A 17426-nucleotide genomic window follows, 5' to 3' on the forward strand; every position below is an offset into this window, starting at 1 on the left:
CATGAAAAAAAAACAATTTTTCCTCTATTTGATATTGACTGTAGCTCTGTCTTTATCCGCTGTTACTGCACAGGCCCAGAATAATCCCTTTCTGGCTCCGCAGAAGCAGGAGACTGTAAAAAAAAAGAGTCCGTCCCCCTTTAAATCCACAACTTCGGCTCCCGCAACAGTTCAAGAGAATAAGGGCCCTGTCGCAGGAATTTACAACATGGTAATGATCAAAATAACCATGCTGCAAAAAGAAATCCGGGCCCAGCTGACCGGTTTTGCAAGGGATATTAAGAAAAACCCCTACGGCAAATCACTGTGGTTATTTCTAGCCTTCGCGTTTATGTACGGGATAGTCCACGCGGTTGGGCCGGGACATGGTAAATCCGTAGTCTGCGCCTATTTCATCTCCCGCGGCGGTTCAACATATTCAGCGGCGTTCATGTCCTGGATCATAACCCTAGTCCATGTCGGATCAGCTACCGTAGCTGTCTGCCTCGCCTACATGTTAATGAAAAGCGGCATGTCCGGCTTTGAAGAATTCAACCGCCATCTCCAGACCGCGAGTTATGGACTGGTCGCGCTGATCGGATTGTGGCTGCTCATCGGGGCATTGCGTTCATTTAATCAAAAGGCACGGCATGAATGTGAAAGCAAGGGCCGGGAATCCCTCAAGGAGATAGCCACAGTAGCGATAGTTACCGGACTTGTGCCCTGTCCGGGAGCGGCTATTATACTTGTATATACGCTTTCAACAGGCATCCTTCCCACAGGACTTCTGGCTATGGTCTTTCTGGCCACGGGTATGGCTGTAACCACTTCCTGCTTTGCCCTTGCAGCGGCAAAGGCCCGAAATGCAATGGATCGTACCGGCCTGAACCGGAGCGTCCGGATCGTCTACGCAATTCTCTCCCTGCTCGGGGCTACAGTTATCACCTGCTTCGGACTGCTGATGCTTTCGGCCCACCTTTCCCTCGTCTAGCAAAGCTAGACCTGCATACTTTTGTGAAATCCAGCAATGACATATTCATTCAATAATGTTATACAAATAGTCAGCCCTATATCATGGAGCTGCAAAAAGGATTTACTATTGCTACAGCCATACTAAGCCCCAAAAGATAACCGCGTCTGGCGGGACATCCGCTGCTGCCACGGGAGTAATTCGACGATGATTAATCTTGCCGGATATGAAAATGTTGCCCAGCTTCATGAAGGGTCAGACATTACGGTATGCAGGGCTATCCGTGGGTATGACGATTTTCCGGTCCTGATAAAGTATCCGAACTCCGAACTGCCATCTCCCCGTCTTCTGGCGGACTTGAAAAACGAATATGCAGCTGCGCAGGAAATAGGCGGCCCAGCCATAATTCCGGCAGTAACACTGCACCGAACCGATAATTCTCTGGCTCTGATCCTTGAAGATAAAGGCTACAATCTGCTCAGTACGCTGATCCCCGATTCCAGCATCGATATAAGCATCAAGATCCGAATTGCCCTAGGAATTGTCCGGGCCATACAACATATCCATACAAAAGGTTTTCTGCACCGCAACATCCGCCCGGACAGCATCGCCATCGCCCCGGACTACAAGGAAGCACTGCTGACCAACCTGCAGAACAGTTCCCGAATAACCGACCCCTTTTCGCACTCTTCAGCAGAGCTTATTTCAGCTGACAATATAGCCTACATCCCTCCTGAACAAAGCGGCAGGGTCAGCACCGAGCTTGACAGGCGCTCGGATTTCTACTCACTGGGGATCACGCTGTTTGAACTTTTCACCGGTCGTAAACCTTTCACAGCGCGGGATGATCTGGAACTTATTCATTGTCATCTGGCCAAAGAACCTACGGATCCGCAGAGCATTAATCCACAAATTCCGCCCTCATTGTCCTCGATAATAATTAAACTTCTCGCCAAAAATCCGGGCGACCGCTACCAGTCGACTCAGGGCATCAAGCAAGACCTGAAATCCTGCCTGCGGATTATCAGCAAAGAAATTACAATTGATAACTTTACGCCGGGCCATCAGGATATTTCCGAGATATTCACCCTGTCCAACAAAAGGGTCGGCCGCACAGAAGAAATGGCGGGCCTCAAAAACGCATTCAGTAAAGTGATGCTGGGCAATTGTGAAATCGTTTTCATCCGCGGGGAGGCAGGGAATGGAAAAAGTACATTGGTGCAATCCTTCAGCAAACATGTTTACACTGAGAACGGTGAATTCATATCCGGAAAATTCGACCAATTCCGGCGCAACCGCCCATACAGCGCTTTGATTCAGGCTTTTCAGGAACTTTTACGCAAAAGACTAGCCTGCCCGACCCCGGTAATCAATGCTTGGAAAAAAAGAATTACCAGTGTTCTGGATAATAACGCCAGCCTGATTACGGAAGTTCTGCCGGAGCTGGAACTCCTTATCGGACAACAGCAGCCTCCCGCAGAACTGGGCTCAACAGAATCCAGAAACAGGTTTAATCTTGCGTTTAAAAATTTCATCAAAGTTTTCCCCAGCATAGATAAACCGTTGGTTCTTTTTCTGGATGATCTGCAATGGGCGGACCTCTCCACGCTGCAACTCCTTAAACGCCTGCTTGAAGACCAGGAAACCTCCCATCTGATGCTCATCTGCGCCTATCGGACCAACCAGCCGATGGAAGACAGCATTCAGGAACACATTGACGAGATTGTAGAACTAAGTCCAAGGGTACACACCATAACTCTGAGCAGATTAAAACTGCACCATGTGCACAGCTTTATCCGCAGAACACTGCGCGCCTCAAAAAACAGGACGGAAGAACTGGCGAAAATGGTCTATAGCAGAACCGGGGGTAACCCTCTATTTGTCCGCGAGTACCTGCTCAATATGTATCGGGCCGAACTCATTACTTTTAATCACAATAAAATTCGCTGGGAATGGGATATCGACGCCATACGCAATATTTCCATGGATGGTAATCTTGTGGAGCTCATGGCAGCGAAGATTCTCACTCAGCCACAGGAAGGGCAGGATGTCCTGAAAGTTGCTTCGGGGATCGGCTGCAAATTCGACCTGCGCATACTAATGGAAGTTATGGATATCCCGGAGCAGATTATTCTGGATTATCTGGTACTGGCCCTGCAGGAAGGGTTAATCGTTGCGGATGAGGAGTCTGCCTTCCTGAATAATAACTTTAACTCCCAGACAGAACCGCAATACCTGTCCTTCATGCATGACAGGGTCCAGCAGGCGGCCTACTCCATGCTAAACGCAACGGAAAAAACAGACCTGCATTTGGCCATAGGCCGAGCCATGCTCAACATATACTCCGCCAAAGAGATTGAAGACGCTACTTTTGAAATTTCCGCTCAGTACAGTCTATGTCTCAGTGCCATAACGGATCCGCATGAAAAAAAAACCATTGCCTCAATATTCAGCAAGGCCGGGCAAAAAGCCAAGAGAAGTTCAGCCTTTGAAGTGGCTTCCGGGTACCTATCGTCTGCAACCCGGCTGATGGGCCCAGAAGGCTGGAAGTCTGCTTACAGAAACACTTTCGACCTGCATCTTGATTTATATGAATGCGAATTCATGAACGGTGCGCATAGACAGGCCGAAAATATCTTTAAAAATCTGATCGAACATGTTCAGCACCGCTCAGATACCACCAAAGCGCATCTTTCTAAAATGCAGCTTTACTCTGATCAGGGCAGATATCAGGAGGCTGTAAAAATAGGACTGGAGACACTTAAGCAATACAAAGTGGAGATACCGAAACTTCCGGGCAGGCTCTCCATGACTGTAGAACTGATCAAAACCTCAATGAAACTGGGCACCAGAACCACAAAGCAACTATATAACCTGCCGGTCATGGAATCCATTGAGCATCTGGAAATCATGAAGCTTATGATGCACACCATTACCCCGGCATACATGTACAATAAAAAACTTGTGCTGTTCATTATCCTCAGAATGATTCGCTTTTCAATCAAACACGGTAATGGACCATACTCGCCGTTCGGTTATATGTTTTATGCCTCTTTTCTAGCTTCCAGAAAGTTCAATTTCAAAAAATCACAGGAATTTACACGGCTGGCAGTAGACCTGAACAAGAAGTCCGGCACGTCGGAACTGGACGCAAAAATAAATCTGCTTCGGGGAGGGATGCACGACCACTGGCATGTTCCCCTACAGGAAAATATTAACACTCTGGACAAATCCTTCCACTGCGGACTCATGTACGGGGATAACACTTATGCCCGCTATGCAGGATACTTTGCTGTGCGTATGAAATTCTTGCAGGGAGAAGATATTTCAGAAATATATAACCTTGCCGACCGCTATTTGAATTTCATTCAAAAGAATAAAAATTCACTCAGCTCCGGCTCCATCAACCTGACTCTGCAAATGTGCAAAAGTATGCAGGGTAAGACATATACCCCCGGCCATCTTGACGACGAAAACTTCCGGGAAAGCAATCTGATCAGTGCCGCCAAAAGCAGCGGTTCCGAAGTGGTGGAAAATTGGATTGCCCTGTCAAAATTGATCTCACTTTCTTTTTTCGGTTCCCATGCCAAGGCGATGGAACAGATAGAAATACTTTATGATAATGTTGAGGAAGCCCTATTCGGCATGTATTCCGTCGCTATTTTCCACTTATTCTGCATCATAAACATGACCGCTCTTTATGAAGAAGCCACACCCAAGGTAAAAAGGCTGTACCTCAAACGTATCAAGCATTCTTATTCCCGGCTGAAGACATGGGAAAAGAATTGTCCTGAAAATTTCCGTCATCTGTACCTGATAGCCGCAGCCGAATTCGCACAGCTGAAAAATGATCACAGCCGCGCCCTAAATCTATATGAAAAAGCTATCCAGTTCAGCTCCAAAGCAGGCTACAACAACTTCTGCGGACTGGCTTGCGAGCTGACCGGTAAATTTCATGCAGGGGTAGGTGGAACGCGCTCAGCGGAATGCTTCTTTTCCGAGGCATGCCATTATTATCATGAATGGGGCGCATCCGCCAAAGTACAACGAATACTCAACGAACACCCACAACTGCGTAAAGACTCAAGCGGCAGCTTCAGCCACGCCTCCCATCCCGGAGACAAAAAGAACAGCCCCCTTGATATTTCCGCGGTGGTTAAAGCCTCGCAGGCTATTTCCGGAGAAATTGTTCTTGACCGGCTGCTGGATAAACTCATGCGCATTGTAATTGAAAATGCCGGAGCGCAAAAAGCCACCCTGCTGCTGAACAACAAAAATAAACTTGAATTAACGGCCCATGCCTTTGTTTCAAAACACGGCATAATCACCCAGACTTCTCCGGACATAAATCAGGATTTATACTGCCGCAGCATTGTCAACTATGTGCTTCGCTCCAAAGACAACATCGTTATACGCGATGCCGGGGCACAAGGCCCGTTCTCCATTGACAGCTATATCATCAGGAACAAGCCGAAATCCATTCTGGCCATGCCGGTTATCAACCAGCAGATCATGCGCGGAGTGCTATATCTTGAAAACAATCTCAGCCCCGGAGTCTTTACCAATGACCGGCTGGAATTACTCAACCTGCTCTGCTCGCAGGCCGCCATCTCTATCCAGAACGCAAGACTCTATTCCGATCTGCGCGATTCTGAAACACAGCACAGGACCCTGCTTGAAAGTATCAACGTCGGTGTTTTCAGGGCGAAAGTGGATCCCGGGGGTCAACTGCTCAAGGCCAACCGGGCTCTAGCCGAAATGTTCGGTTACCGGGGCTGGAATGAGATAAGAAAAACTCAAATCAAAAGTCTATACGTGGATCCTGGAATGCATCAGGCTCTGATCAAAGAACTCTTTACAGGCGAAACCGTGCGTGACCGGGAAATAAACATGCGTAGGCAGGACGGCACGCCAATATGGGTGAATATGACCGTCTCACTTGAAAAAGACGGTAACAAGAACAACTGCCTTGAAGGAGTTCTCGAGGACATCACCGAAAAGAGAAAAGCTCGTGAATTTGAAAAGGCCAAGGTTGCCGCTGATGCTGCCAACGCAGCTAAAAGTAACTTTCTGGCCAGCATGTCCCATGAAATCAGAACTCCCATGAACGCAATTCTAGGTATGGCTGATCTGCTCTGGGAATCAAGGCTGAGCAAAACACAGCGTAACTACGTAAAGATATTCAGAAATGCAGGAGAAAATCTGCTTCTGCTCATCAACGACATACTTGACCTGTCCAAAATCGAAGCAGGACAGATTGACCTAGAAAAAATAGATTTCAACCTTGAAGAATTATTTGAAGACATCGGTTCAATATTTGCCCTCAGGGCTCAGATAAAAAAAATAAATTTCTGCTGGTATATCCATCCTGAAGTGCCCCGGATTATTACCGGGGACCCGACCAGACTGCGGCAGGTTATCGTGAACCTGGTCGGCAATTCGCTGAAATTCACGGGAAAAGGCACAATCACGTTTGAAGCCGCCATCACCGAAAGAGGTTATCTGCGCATAATTGTAAAGGATACCGGTGTCGGCATCCCCATAAAAAAGATAAATTCCATTTTTGATACCTTTTCGCAGGCTGATTCTTCCACCACCCGCAACTACGGCGGAACAGGACTGGGACTTTCCATCTGCAGCCGCATGGTCGAAAGCATGCGCGGTGGAATTTTCGTATCAAGCACAGAAGGCGAAGGATCTGCATTCGCTTTCACTATCAGTGCGGAATTTCCCATACAGCCGGAAATCCCCCTTCCGCTTGAAAATTGCGCAGTACTCATTGTGGACAATAAATCAATATGCCGAGATTTTCTAAGCCTAAGCCTCACGGATCTGGGTGCAACTGTATACGCAGCGGAGGGGATTACTAAATCCTCTGCATATGCAGCTGAAATTTCACTTTCATCATACAAGAACTGCATACTTCTGGTCGGACATCCAACCGGTAAAAACGACCGTTTTGAAATTCTAAAAAAACTCAAGCACAGTCTGTGTCAGGACTGGAAACTCATAATGATCATGGAAGCCAAACCCCAGCCAAGAGCAACAGCACGAGCGAAACAACTGGGCGCCACATACGTGCATCGCCCGGTTCATCCGCAGGCCATCGTTGAAGATCTTCGCTATACATACCGGGAAAAACAATCTCAAAATATTGAAGAGCCCCAACTCGACCTGGACACGGAACAAATTGAAATGATGGAGGAGGTCGAGATTCACAATCCGTCTTCAACAAAAAAACAGGCTATTCTCCTTGTGGAGGATTCCGAAGACAATCGCATGGTTATTGACCTGTTCCTGCAAGAAACACCGTACAGCATCACCCACGCCGTAGATGGGGAAGATGGATTTAAAAAATTCAAAGAAGGAGAATACGGCATAGTACTCATGGATATACAAATGCCAATAATGGACGGTTACGAAGCAACCAAAGCCATCAGGAAATATGAAGAAGAAAACGAGCTTCCTCCGACACCTATTATGGCTCTTACCGCCAACGCCTTCAAAGATGACGAGCTGAAAGCCATCGAACACGGCTGCAGCGCGCACATGGCGAAACCTGTTAAAAAGAAAGAGCTGCTCCGAACTCTGAGAAACTATCTGGGATCGGCGGATTAAATATTTCCGGTTACCAGCGGCGGGTCAGCACAGATCTCCAGCTTTCAGGTATAAAACCTTCATAATTCTTTCCTATATCCTCCAGAGCGATCATTTCACCGGATAAGCTCATGCCGTAAGGTTTCATCAGCCGCAGAGGATACTGCTCATTCTGCAATTGAAAACCGGAAGAGGAATCGAGCACGGTTAACAATTCCGTATGGGAGCGGCCTACCAGCACTGACGCAGGAAAAAAAACAGCATCTTCTGTCTGCTCATACAACCCATCAAAAAGGGTTCTGCAAATGAATATAAAATCTTCTTTCCACAGACTGCGCCCGGAAGCGGGCAAGGTTTCATTGCAGATAAAATGAAGCTTATGCCCTTCCAGAAAACCATACGTTTCCACCTTCTTAGCATCAGCAACAAGGACATTGCCAACCCCCAATCGGCCAAGAACTTCATTGGTACGTTCCGCTACAATCTGGTTGCGCTCAATACCGACAAGTGAATATCCTTCAAATCCGTTACGGCTGGCCTGTACAGCCATGGCAAGCATCAAAATACCTGTACCGGAACCGATATCCAGCCCGGTAAAATGATCCCCCCCCAACGTTGGATTTGCCTCGGCAATATCCTTAAAAATATGAGTACTCTTAGGCAGATCGGCCAGCATGCACAGGGCAAATCCGTATGATAAAAGCCGTTTGCGCAGCTCAAGACAGTTCTCCAGCACATCACTCCCCAATCTACGATGCACAAAACGGTCAAAAAGTAGAGAAATATCCTCTAGATCAATCACTCTTTCATGTGAATCAGGATAAACATAGGCATGGAAGAACTTGACCATAATGTTCATCAGCAATGGACCATCAAGCTGCACCGAAGGATTTCCGGCCTGAGTCAGATCTTCATCCAATGAAGTCGAACGATATATTTCTTTCGATAAAACAGTCTCTTCCATTGCCGGACGCTGCAATAAACGTAAACTGGCTTTTTTGATCATTATGCATACCTGCCTTGTTTTTATGCTGCTCGCGAAATAAAAATATAACGTTTTTTATGACCTATTGCCACTTAATTGAAACCGAAACCATGAATGTATTACTTGACCTTTGCGCTAATCCTGATACGGACAATCCAGCACTTGCGGTGAACATATCTATAAAGATGGGCAGAAACCCTTTACCAGAGTTCACCCCCACGATCAAAAAGCAGCATGCAGGTAATATATCATGTCCCAGAATGTAGACACCGTTATTAAAAAAGAAGTTGAACGTCGCAGGACTTTCGGCATCATCAGCCACCCGGATGCCGGTAAAACCACACTGACTGAAAAACTGCTCCTTTATGGTGGAGCTATTCAGATGGCCGGAACAGTAAAATCGCGTAAAGCCAACCGCCACGCCACATCTGACTGGATGGCGATGGAGCAGGAACGCGGTATTTCCGTTACCACCTCGGTCATGAAATTCAACTACCATGACTACGAAATCAACCTGCTCGACACCCCCGGTCACCAGGACTTTTCCGAAGACACCTACCGCGTGCTCACCGCTGTGGACTCGGCGCTCATGGTCATTGACTGCGCAAAAGGTGTTGAGGTCCAGACCAAAAAGCTGATGGAAGTCTGCCGCATGCGCGACACTCCGATCATCACCTTCATCAACAAAATGGACCGTGAAGGCATCGACCCCTTCGATCTGCTGCAGGATATTGAGGACACACTGCAAATCGAGTGTGCCCCGCTCAGCTGGCCTATCGGTATGGGCTCCGACTTTAAAGGCACATACAACATTCATAAAGGGGAGCTCCACCTCTTCTCCGCCATACACGGCGGCGGTATCCAGAAAGGGGAAGTGATCAAAGACCTTTCCGACTCCCGTCTGGATGAGCTTCTCGGAGATCAGGCTGAACAGTTGCGCGAAGAGCTGGAACTGCTTGAAGGCGCAGGATACCCCTTCGACAAGGAACGCTATCTCGCAGGTAAGCAGACCCCTGTTTTCTTCGGAAGTGCCATCAATAACTTCGGGGTACAGGAAATGCTGGACTCCTTTGTCGAGCTGGCCCCGCACCCCAAACCGCGCGCTACGACTACACGTGAAGTTTCTCCGTTTGAATCAGATTTTTCAGCCGTTGCCTTTAAAATTCAGGCAAACATGGACCCGGCTCACCGTGACCGCATAGCTTTCATGCGCATCTGCTCCGGTAAATTCACACGCGGCATGAAAGTCCGCCACCACCGCATCGGAAAAGATGTGCAGATCGCCAACGCGACTATTTTTATGGCGCAGGACCGCACCGGAGTTGAAGAAGCCTATCCCGGCGACATCATCGGGGTCCACAACCACGGTACCATCAAGATCGGAGACACCTTCACTTCCACTAAAGAAGAGTTGAAGTTTACCGGGATTCCAAACTTCGCGCCCGAACATTTCCGCCGGGTAATCCTCAAAGACCCGCTTAAAAGCAAACAGCTGGATAAAGGATTGCACCAGTTGGCCGAGGAAGGTGCGGTTCAGCTCTTTAAACCGCTGGGTAACAATGACAAAATCCTTGGTGCAGTCGGTCTGCTTCAGTTCGACGTGATCATGTCACGACTTAAGGACGAATACAGCGTAGCTGCCCTTTATGAACCGGTTGAATACCACACCGCCCGCTGGTTAAGCAGTGATGATCCCCGCGAGATAGATGGAATTAAAAAACGCTATCCCCGTTTTGTAGCCCTCGACGGTGACGACAACCTGACCTTTCTCGCCCCCAGTCAATGGCGGCTGCAGCAGGCGGAAGAGGAATGGCCGAAAATTAATTTTAATAAAACCCGCGAGCATCAATAAAATTTTGATGCGCTTCGCGCGATAAAGACTGAAATATGCCTTCAGCGACCCTCCAAAGGGGCTTAGCCCTTTGGAGTCGCCAACAGGTATACTCGGGGTTAAACCCCAGATGGTGCTTTATAAACTGTCTGGGGGTTGACGAAGCCTTGTTTGGCTAATATTCAGATGTGATACTTTTATCCTGCCCGCCCGTGGTTTTTCAGGACCTTAGTACCTGAAGCATCACGGGCCGGTAGGAATTCTTTGTTTCCAAACGCAGGAAATGTAATTACTACCGGGCTCAATATTCTATGCAAGTACCTGAACAATATAAGAGAAAATTTACTAAAGACGAAATTAACGAGCTGCCCCTTCGCCAATATGAAGGACCTATCAAGCTCATTGACCGGGAAGAAGATGTTCCGGCAGCAATCGGAGAACTCTGCCGCTGCGATCTCCTCGGTTTTGATACCGAGACCCGTCCGGTCTTCCGCAAAGGTGTTTCCTACCCCCCTTCACTAATTCAGTTGGCGACTGAAGATTGTGTCTACCTGCTGCATCTGAATCATATTTCCCTTTCAGACCACATCAAGGAATTGCTTTCTTCTGCCGATATAATCAAGACAGGGGTGGCGGTAATAAATGATGTCAAAGAATTACGCGATGTTTCTCCCTTTGAAGGCAAAGGCTTTGTGGACCTCGGCGATCTGGCAAGGTCACTGGAAATGCAGACAAACGGGCTGCGCAATTTAGCTGCCAACCTGCTCGGATTCCGCATTTCCAAGGGAGTTCAGTGCTCTAACTGGGGCCGTAAGGAACTCACTCCGCAGCAGATAACCTACGCTGCGACAGATGCATGGGTCAGCCGTGAAATATACCTGAAGTTTCAGGAACTTGAAGTCCTCTAACTGTTTTGCCTGCGGGCAAATAATTCGTTACCGGAAAGGATTCGATTCACTATGAAATCCAGATATCTTATCATCTCATTACTCATTGTGATAGTTACGGCGTTTCCCGCTTTTGCTCATGCGGACTGCAATGATATTTTAAAAGCCGAGCTTGGAAACATTTCCGGCATAAATGCCGTGGTTCAAAACAAATCCGGTTTTCTTGCCATCCTTGATGAGATGAGCAGGAAACAGGAAGTCAGCGTTGTTTCCGAGATCAACAAGCTGCATAAAAAGGATGACGGAAAATGTAACTTCTCCAGCCTTCCCGTTGCAGTAATGGACAGCAATCTGGATGAGCTGAAAAGTGGATCTGCATCATCGTTATCCCGGAGCGACCTTACCAAACTGCTCTATGAATATGTTTACAAGCTAAGCCCTATTCAGGTTGAACAAAACCTGAAAGGCTATGAAAAGCTTACAGAACTTGCTCCGCAAAACACATACTATAAAGCCCGTAAAGAGCATTATACCGAAAGATCCACGCTGGTTAAAACAAGGGCGAAATTTATTGCCCGTTGCCTGAAAGAATTTCCAAAAGACAAAAATATTCTTGATCTTGAAATTAAAAGAGATTTCTACCTCTTTGTAGTTGCCGGGGAAACTCCGCTCAAAACTGCTGAAAAATTCATGGATAAAATTGCGCAGGACACTCCGCGCCCGGACAAAAAGATGTGTGTCATCGCCTACTCTGCCGATATGGAGAACAGGCAGTCCAGCTGCCCGGAAGAATATGAGAAACTCATGACCTCTAACGAGGAAGAACTGCTCATGCGCCATGTTCAGTCCATGCCCGGATATAAAATTCAGCTTAATATCAATGGATATAAGGCACTGAAGAAGCTAAATCCCAGCTCCACTATGTACACTGATAAACTGGCCGCATATGAAGCCAAACAGCAGGGGCTGCAAAGATTCCTTAATCTGAGAACCGCTTCCGGTGAAAAATTAATCAGCAAAAGCAGCAACCGGGGATATACCCTTTACGCTACCCTCAATAACGAAGCACTCGATGGCAAATCAGCTTCAACCAATCGCAAACTCTTCCATCTGCTCAGAGATTTATACGCTATAGACGGCTATGCATTCAAAAAATGTGTTCTGAAAAACAGCGCAGACAAAACACTGGGCACAATTTCATGCGGTAATTCGCGCTGCACTTTCAGATAATAAATCTACACGGCTTACAAACATAAGAGGGTGAAACAGCAACAAACTGTTTCACCCTCTTTTTTTGACTGAATCTGCAAGTCCTATAATTTTGAACCGGCTCTTTCTTTATCCATGTCAGTAATCCTACATGACCAGCATAAAATAAATTCCGCCTACCAGCAGCAGGCTGAGAGCCCGCAGTCCCTGATTATAAAGAATAAGCTTCAAAGCCATTCTACCTCGGAAAATACCTGCATAGTATGGAAGCTGGTGACGCAAAGCACGCACAGGAGTGGAAAGCAGATTTCCGATAATAAGTGCCAGCACTATTCCGTGAGGTTCAATTGCTCCGGAACCAAGCAGGGACCCGGCGGCGGCAAGACCGGCAGTGAATTCTGCCGCAAGGCTAAAGGCAATAATCCCGAAGACCTGAGGGTCCAGCCAGGAAAGAAAACTCAGATGTTCGCTGAGGTACTGCTCAAAAGATAAAAAGATACCGTAATGACGTAAAAAGAAAAAAGCTGTGTAAATGGGGATGGTTATGTAAACAACTTTCGGCAATCTGCGCTTGAGGCGTTTTAACGCCTTCTCCAGTACCTCACGAAAAGATTTTGATTCCTGCCCTTTAAGGCGCTCTGAAACATCCCCGCACCCACTATCCGCAGGAAGGGCAAAACGCCCCCAAAGCACTATGGCGCCGGTACGAACACAGGCTGCGATTAGGGTTATCCCTACATATATAAATGCCACGTTGCCGATAAACGGGGCGGCAATAAAAAACACCGTAGGCATGTGCAGGAAATAAGTGGGAAGACTATTGAAAAGGTTGGAAATAACCAGCTCGCGGTCATTGATTTCCCCTTTTTCATAAGCCTCGGAAAGCATAGAGTTGGCGGCAACTCCCGAAAAAAAAGCCAGCGCAAAACTGGCACCGCTTATATCTTTGAGCCGCCCCGCCCGGATAAGCGGAGTGGCAACCCGTCCCATGGCCCGGGTCCAGCGCAAACCTTCAACAATATTACCTATCAGCAATCCTATGCTGATAAATATTAATAACCGGATCAGGGGCCACCCTAATCCGGTCCAAAGAATATCTAAAGACAACAGAACCTACTTTTTTTTCCAATTATCAACAGCGAGGACTTTGAATGTGCCGTTTTCATCGACAAGGACTCCGGCATCAAGGAGCTCTTTCATGGCGATCAGAAAATCATTCTCTTCGCCGTTCCATTTTTCAAGACATAAACCATAAGTAATGATGTTGGCATCGGCCTTACAGTTTTTATCAGGATCAATCTTACTGCCCAGCATACCTTCTATCAGCAGGAAAAGTGAATTTGCTTCAACGGAAAGTCCGAGATCAAAAATAGATACAGCCATCGCTTCCTCCATAATTATTTAATTAGACAATAAAATATACTTGAACAGCCTCAAGGGCTAGGAAAAAAGTTCATTCACAGCACGAGCCTGTTGCGGTTGGTTATTCTTTATCCTGCAACAAGGCTTTAAACTGCTTGAGCTCTCCAGCTTCCATTTTGCTGAAATTGCATTCGGCCGGAAAAGAACCGTTCCCGACCTCTGCAATGTAGTGCTTGACGGCCTCAATACTTTCTCCGCGCAACTGAGCAAATTTCTTTACAAATTTAGGAACAAAACGGTCAAAAAGACCCAGTATGTCATGATAGACAAGCACCTGCCCGTCCGTATCCGGTCCGGCTCCGATACCTATAGTAGGTACGGAAACCCGGCGGGTAATTTCCTGTGCCACTTCATGGGGGACCGCTTCCAGAACAATGGAAAAGCACCCGGCTTCTTCAAGGGCCAGAGCCTCGTCAACCAACGCGCTAGCCGAGCGGGCATTTTTGCCCTGAGCCTTGAAACCACCGAAACGGGCCACGTGCTGCGGGGTCAATCCGATATGCCCCTGCACCGGAACGCCGGAATCAACAATGGCCCGCACGTGCTCCAGAAACGGAAAACCGCCTTCAAGCTTTACGGCCCGCGCCCCGGTACAGCTGAGAAATTTACCTGCATTTTCAACAGCCATCTGCACAGAGGGCTGGTAGGACATAAAGGGCAGGTCGCCCACAATCAAAGCCTTCTCTACTCCGCGGGATACCGCTGCCGCATGGTGCAACATATCATCCATGGTGACGGAAAGAGTATCCTCATAACCGAGTACAACCATCCCCAGAGAATCGCCGACAAGGATCATATCCACACCCGCAGCATCCACAATCTGCCCTGAAGGATAATCGTAAGCAGTAACCATGGAGATCTTGCGTTGCCCTTTAAGGGCGGCTATATCGGGAGCCGTTAATTTTTTCATATTTTCCTCACATATTTAAAAAAGACTGATTAAGGAAGTTTTTCAGTGCAGTTTTCTGATATGGGCATGCAAAAACTAAATCAAGTCTAGTGAAAAATGTATCATGCATAAAAAAAAGAGGCCAGGAACACCCGGACCTCTTTTAAACAACTTTAAAAATGACAAAAACTACAGCTCTTGCATGACCCAGACGACCCGTCCTACAACATGCTTTTCATGATTTTCAACCGGAATGTACTGCTCCGGATGCTGCTCATTGTCAGGACGCAGAATGAACCGGGAATTTTCCGGATCAAAAAAGACCCTGCGGATAACCACACCCTGATAAGGAACATGTACAGCGTAGATATCGCCGGCCATAAGTCTTTTCTGGGAATCATCGATTCCTACAAAAGCTTCCCTGCGTATAGACGGCTCCATGGAAGAACCTTCGGCTTTCAAAACAACCAGTGAAGAGCGGTAGTATGTTTCCGGGATGCTAAGCTCTGAAACCTGCTGCGGTTTCCAGCTATCCGCGCCGACATCCTCACCTGCCATGGACGAAACAGGAACAATCCTGCCTCGCGACTGCACCTGACCGTACTGGGCTGTTGTTTCGCTCAAAATCTGGTCGGCTGCAATCTTACCCTTGCCCGGTTTAAGATACACCGGTTCAATCCCGTCGGAAAGCCATTCAGGGTTCAAACCATGGGTTCTGTACAGCTTAATGAACCACTCCGCCGGAATGGAGCTTCTTCTTTTCGCATCAGAAATGCTTGACTGTCGAATATTCAAAATTTCGGCAAGCTGAACCTGAGTTCTTGTTCCGGTAGCCTTTTTGATTCTTTCCAAGCTTTCATCAAACCACTTTGACACGCCTACCTCCTGTGATAACAAAATATAAACAACTCAAAATTAATGTGCAATATGGCAACCTCATAAAGCAGATCGCTTACTTTGCATACAATCCTTTTTTTTAACATCAATGTAAAAGACTGCTAGCATGAAATTTATAAACAGGCAAAGCATTAAAGTACACGTAAATACAGCCGTAAATCACTGCAAAATAATAACGGCACACTTTCTATAATAGTAGTTTGAATAGTACAACTTCACTTTTAACGGCTATCATATTATGAACAACATCATTATAGACTGTGCAAAAGAGCAACGACTATTTTTATTTAACAAGACCGCTTTAAAAAAACTGGCTCCTTTATAAAAAACGTCTACCCGTTTCTAATTATCCCCTAGCGGAAGTATAAAATAAAAATTGTTACCTCCGTCTTGCGGTTCATAGCCGACTTCTCCACCATGCAGCTCAACCACCTGACGTACAAAGAACAATCCATGGCCGGAACCATATTCACTGCCTACATTTTCACTTCGGAAGCCGGGCTGAAAAAGCTTGCTGCGATTTTCTTCCGGAAGATGAGGACCGGTAGTAAAAACATTCAACTTCAGTCCGTCCCACCCGTTTTTAAAATAATCTTTTACAACTTCCCATCCGTAAGCAGTGAACTTATCACACCGACCGTCGCACATGGTATCTTCGCGGGTATATTTTACAGCATTCGAAAACAGATTGGCATAAACTTGAGAAATAAGCCCCACATCAGCAATGATGCGAACCTCTTGGTCCGGCACCCCTCCCATGCTGGTATCCAACCGGATTCCTCGCTCCTCAAATCTTGAACGATAGCGCTCCAGTTGAGGTTCTATGATCTGCTTAAGCAGATTGCAAGGACGCTTTTCAACAATATACCGTCCCTCCTCAAAATGCTGCCTACGTAAAAGAGTCTCCAGAAAAAGACTGGTTTGCTCATAATGACTGTGAATTTCATTAAACTGAAGGACAAGGCCGTTATAAAGCTGATCCAATTCATAACTGACTTCGTCCACGGACTTTCTGTACACCTCGCTGCGAAGGGTGCGGATATTTTCAATACGGTCCCGAAGCCGGTTGTAAAAGAGCTTAAAATACATATTCGGGACAATTACATTATGCCCCACGTCCTTAACCAGATTACGGACAAAGACCAAGTGCTCCTGTCCCTTGCGGCGTAAGAGCTTGCTGTGCAGCTGAAAACCGACCCGGTTTACAAATTTTTCAAAAAATAAAGACTGATGATCGGAGAGGTCTTCCATATTATAAAACTCAAAACATCCGATCACATCCCCGGCAGGCTTGAAAGGAAGCTGATCCACCAACTCGATATTACCCCGGATGGGAATAAAAAGGTGCCCGGCATTAAAGATCTTTTCCAGAGGAACGGAGCTGCATACCGGAGCACGAGTTTCTGTTCGCCCTACAGGGACGAATTCGTCCGGACCTTTAGCGAGATAAAGCCTACAGTCAAGACCAAAAAGAGTTCTCGGAACAGCAGTACTCACGGCAAAAAAATCTTCCAGTGAGTCAAATTCCTGTGCGAGGTCGAAGAAGATCATCAATGCCCGCTTTTCTGTCGCGGAAAAGGAATAATCCTTATAATCGTCCATTTTTTCGTGAATACGCCGCTGAATATGATGCATCTTATCCGGAGCGGGACCCAAAGGAAGCTGGAAACCTTCGCCTAGCGGACCTTCCTGCTCGTATGAAAAAACATCAACACTTTTCTTTTCACTACTCATAAATTTATCCGGGGTTCATGACATGA

11 protein-coding genes are annotated in these 17426 nt (G+C 46.9%); 5 read left to right on the plus strand and 6 right to left on the minus strand.

Annotation, left to right across the window (positions count from 1 at the left end):
- The first annotated feature begins 1 nt into the window (after position 1).
- The gene (locus ACKU35_RS03165; RefSeq protein ID WP_319763065.1) at positions 2 to 970 is read left to right on the plus strand and encodes a nickel ABC transporter permease; all 969 of its coding nucleotides are present in this window, start codon (positions 2 to 4) and stop codon (positions 968 to 970) included.
- A gap of 186 nt (positions 971 to 1156) precedes the next feature.
- Entirely contained in the window at positions 1157 to 7567 is a 6411-nt protein-coding gene (locus ACKU35_RS03170) for an AAA family ATPase (protein ID WP_319763067.1), read from the plus strand.
- 10 nt (positions 7568 to 7577) lie between these two features.
- On the opposite strand, the gene ACKU35_RS03175 is transcribed toward ACKU35_RS03170, so the two are convergent.
- Entirely contained in the window at positions 7578 to 8552 is a 975-nt protein-coding gene (locus ACKU35_RS03175) for a hypothetical protein (RefSeq protein ID WP_319763069.1), read from the minus strand.
- A 229-nt stretch (positions 8553 to 8781) separates the two neighbouring features.
- Here ACKU35_RS03175 and ACKU35_RS03180 point away from each other — a divergent pair, with 229 nt between their 5' ends.
- The 3 genes from ACKU35_RS03180 (at position 8782) to ACKU35_RS03190 (ending at position 12479) form a co-directional block, all read left to right on the plus strand.
- On the plus strand, positions 8782 to 10383 hold the full coding sequence (locus tag ACKU35_RS03180) for a peptide chain release factor 3 (RefSeq protein ID WP_319763071.1): 1602 nt from the start codon (positions 8782 to 8784) through the stop codon (positions 10381 to 10383).
- Positions 10384 to 10673: 290 nt separating this feature from the next.
- Complete coding sequence (locus tag ACKU35_RS03185; protein ID WP_319763073.1) at positions 10674 to 11270, plus strand: 3'-5' exonuclease; 597 nt, start codon at positions 10674 to 10676, stop codon at positions 11268 to 11270.
- A gap of 51 nt (positions 11271 to 11321) precedes the next feature.
- Positions 11322 to 12479, plus strand: coding sequence for a hypothetical protein (locus ACKU35_RS03190; protein WP_319763074.1), 1158 nt, complete (start codon positions 11322 to 11324; stop codon positions 12477 to 12479).
- A gap of 126 nt (positions 12480 to 12605) precedes the next feature.
- On the opposite strand, the gene ACKU35_RS03195 is transcribed toward ACKU35_RS03190, so the two are convergent.
- From ACKU35_RS03195 to ACKU35_RS03215, 5 genes are all read right to left on the minus strand, one after another.
- Positions 12606 to 13565: a hypothetical protein gene (locus ACKU35_RS03195; RefSeq protein WP_319763075.1), complete on the minus strand. Its 960-nt coding sequence runs from the start codon at positions 13563 to 13565 to the stop codon at positions 12606 to 12608.
- A 6-nt stretch (positions 13566 to 13571) separates the two neighbouring features.
- Positions 13572 to 13841 (minus strand): hypothetical protein, encoded by a 270-nt coding sequence (locus ACKU35_RS03200; protein ID WP_319763077.1) that lies wholly within the window; start codon positions 13839 to 13841, stop codon positions 13572 to 13574.
- A gap of 100 nt (positions 13842 to 13941) precedes the next feature.
- Positions 13942 to 14790 (minus strand): 3-methyl-2-oxobutanoate hydroxymethyltransferase, encoded by an 849-nt coding sequence (gene panB / locus ACKU35_RS03205; protein WP_319763079.1) that lies wholly within the window; start codon positions 14788 to 14790, stop codon positions 13942 to 13944.
- A 168-nt stretch (positions 14791 to 14958) separates the two neighbouring features.
- Complete coding sequence (locus ACKU35_RS03210) at positions 14959 to 15645, minus strand: S24 family peptidase (protein ID WP_319763080.1); 687 nt, start codon at positions 15643 to 15645, stop codon at positions 14959 to 14961.
- 363 nt (positions 15646 to 16008) lie between these two features.
- Complete coding sequence (locus tag ACKU35_RS03215; protein ID WP_319763082.1) at positions 16009 to 17400, minus strand: HAMP domain-containing sensor histidine kinase; 1392 nt, start codon at positions 17398 to 17400, stop codon at positions 16009 to 16011.
- Between the last annotated feature and the right edge of the window lie 26 nt (positions 17401 to 17426).

The sequence above is a fragment of the Maridesulfovibrio sp. genome, assembly GCF_963676065.1.
Lineage (GTDB): Bacteria > Desulfobacterota > Desulfovibrionia > Desulfovibrionales > Desulfovibrionaceae > Maridesulfovibrio.

What these genes read in the sequence shown, in the direction of transcription:
- ACKU35_RS03165 (WP_319763065.1), top strand. Translation starts at nt 2, where the DNA reads ATGAAAAAAAAACAATTTTTCCTCTATTTGATATTGACTGTAGCTCTG.
- ACKU35_RS03170 (WP_319763067.1), top strand. Translation starts at nt 1,157, where the DNA reads ATGATTAATCTTGCCGGATATGAAAATGTTGCCCAGCTTCATGAAGGG.
- ACKU35_RS03175 (WP_319763069.1), bottom strand. Translation starts at nt 8,552, where the DNA reads ATGATCAAAAAAGCCAGTTTACGTTTATTGCAGCGTCCGGCAATGGAA.
- ACKU35_RS03180 (WP_319763071.1), top strand. Translation starts at nt 8,782, where the DNA reads ATGTCCCAGAATGTAGACACCGTTATTAAAAAAGAAGTTGAACGTCGC.
- ACKU35_RS03185 (WP_319763073.1), top strand. Translation starts at nt 10,674, where the DNA reads ATGCAAGTACCTGAACAATATAAGAGAAAATTTACTAAAGACGAAATT.
- ACKU35_RS03190 (WP_319763074.1), top strand. Translation starts at nt 11,322, where the DNA reads ATGAAATCCAGATATCTTATCATCTCATTACTCATTGTGATAGTTACG.
- ACKU35_RS03200 (WP_319763077.1), bottom strand. Translation starts at nt 13,841, where the DNA reads ATGGCTGTATCTATTTTTGATCTCGGACTTTCCGTTGAAGCAAATTCA.
- panB (WP_319763079.1), bottom strand. Translation starts at nt 14,790, where the DNA reads ATGAAAAAATTAACGGCTCCCGATATAGCCGCCCTTAAAGGGCAACGC.
- ACKU35_RS03215 (WP_319763082.1), bottom strand. Translation starts at nt 17,400, where the DNA reads ATGAGTAGTGAAAAGAAAAGTGTTGATGTTTTTTCATACGAGCAGGAA.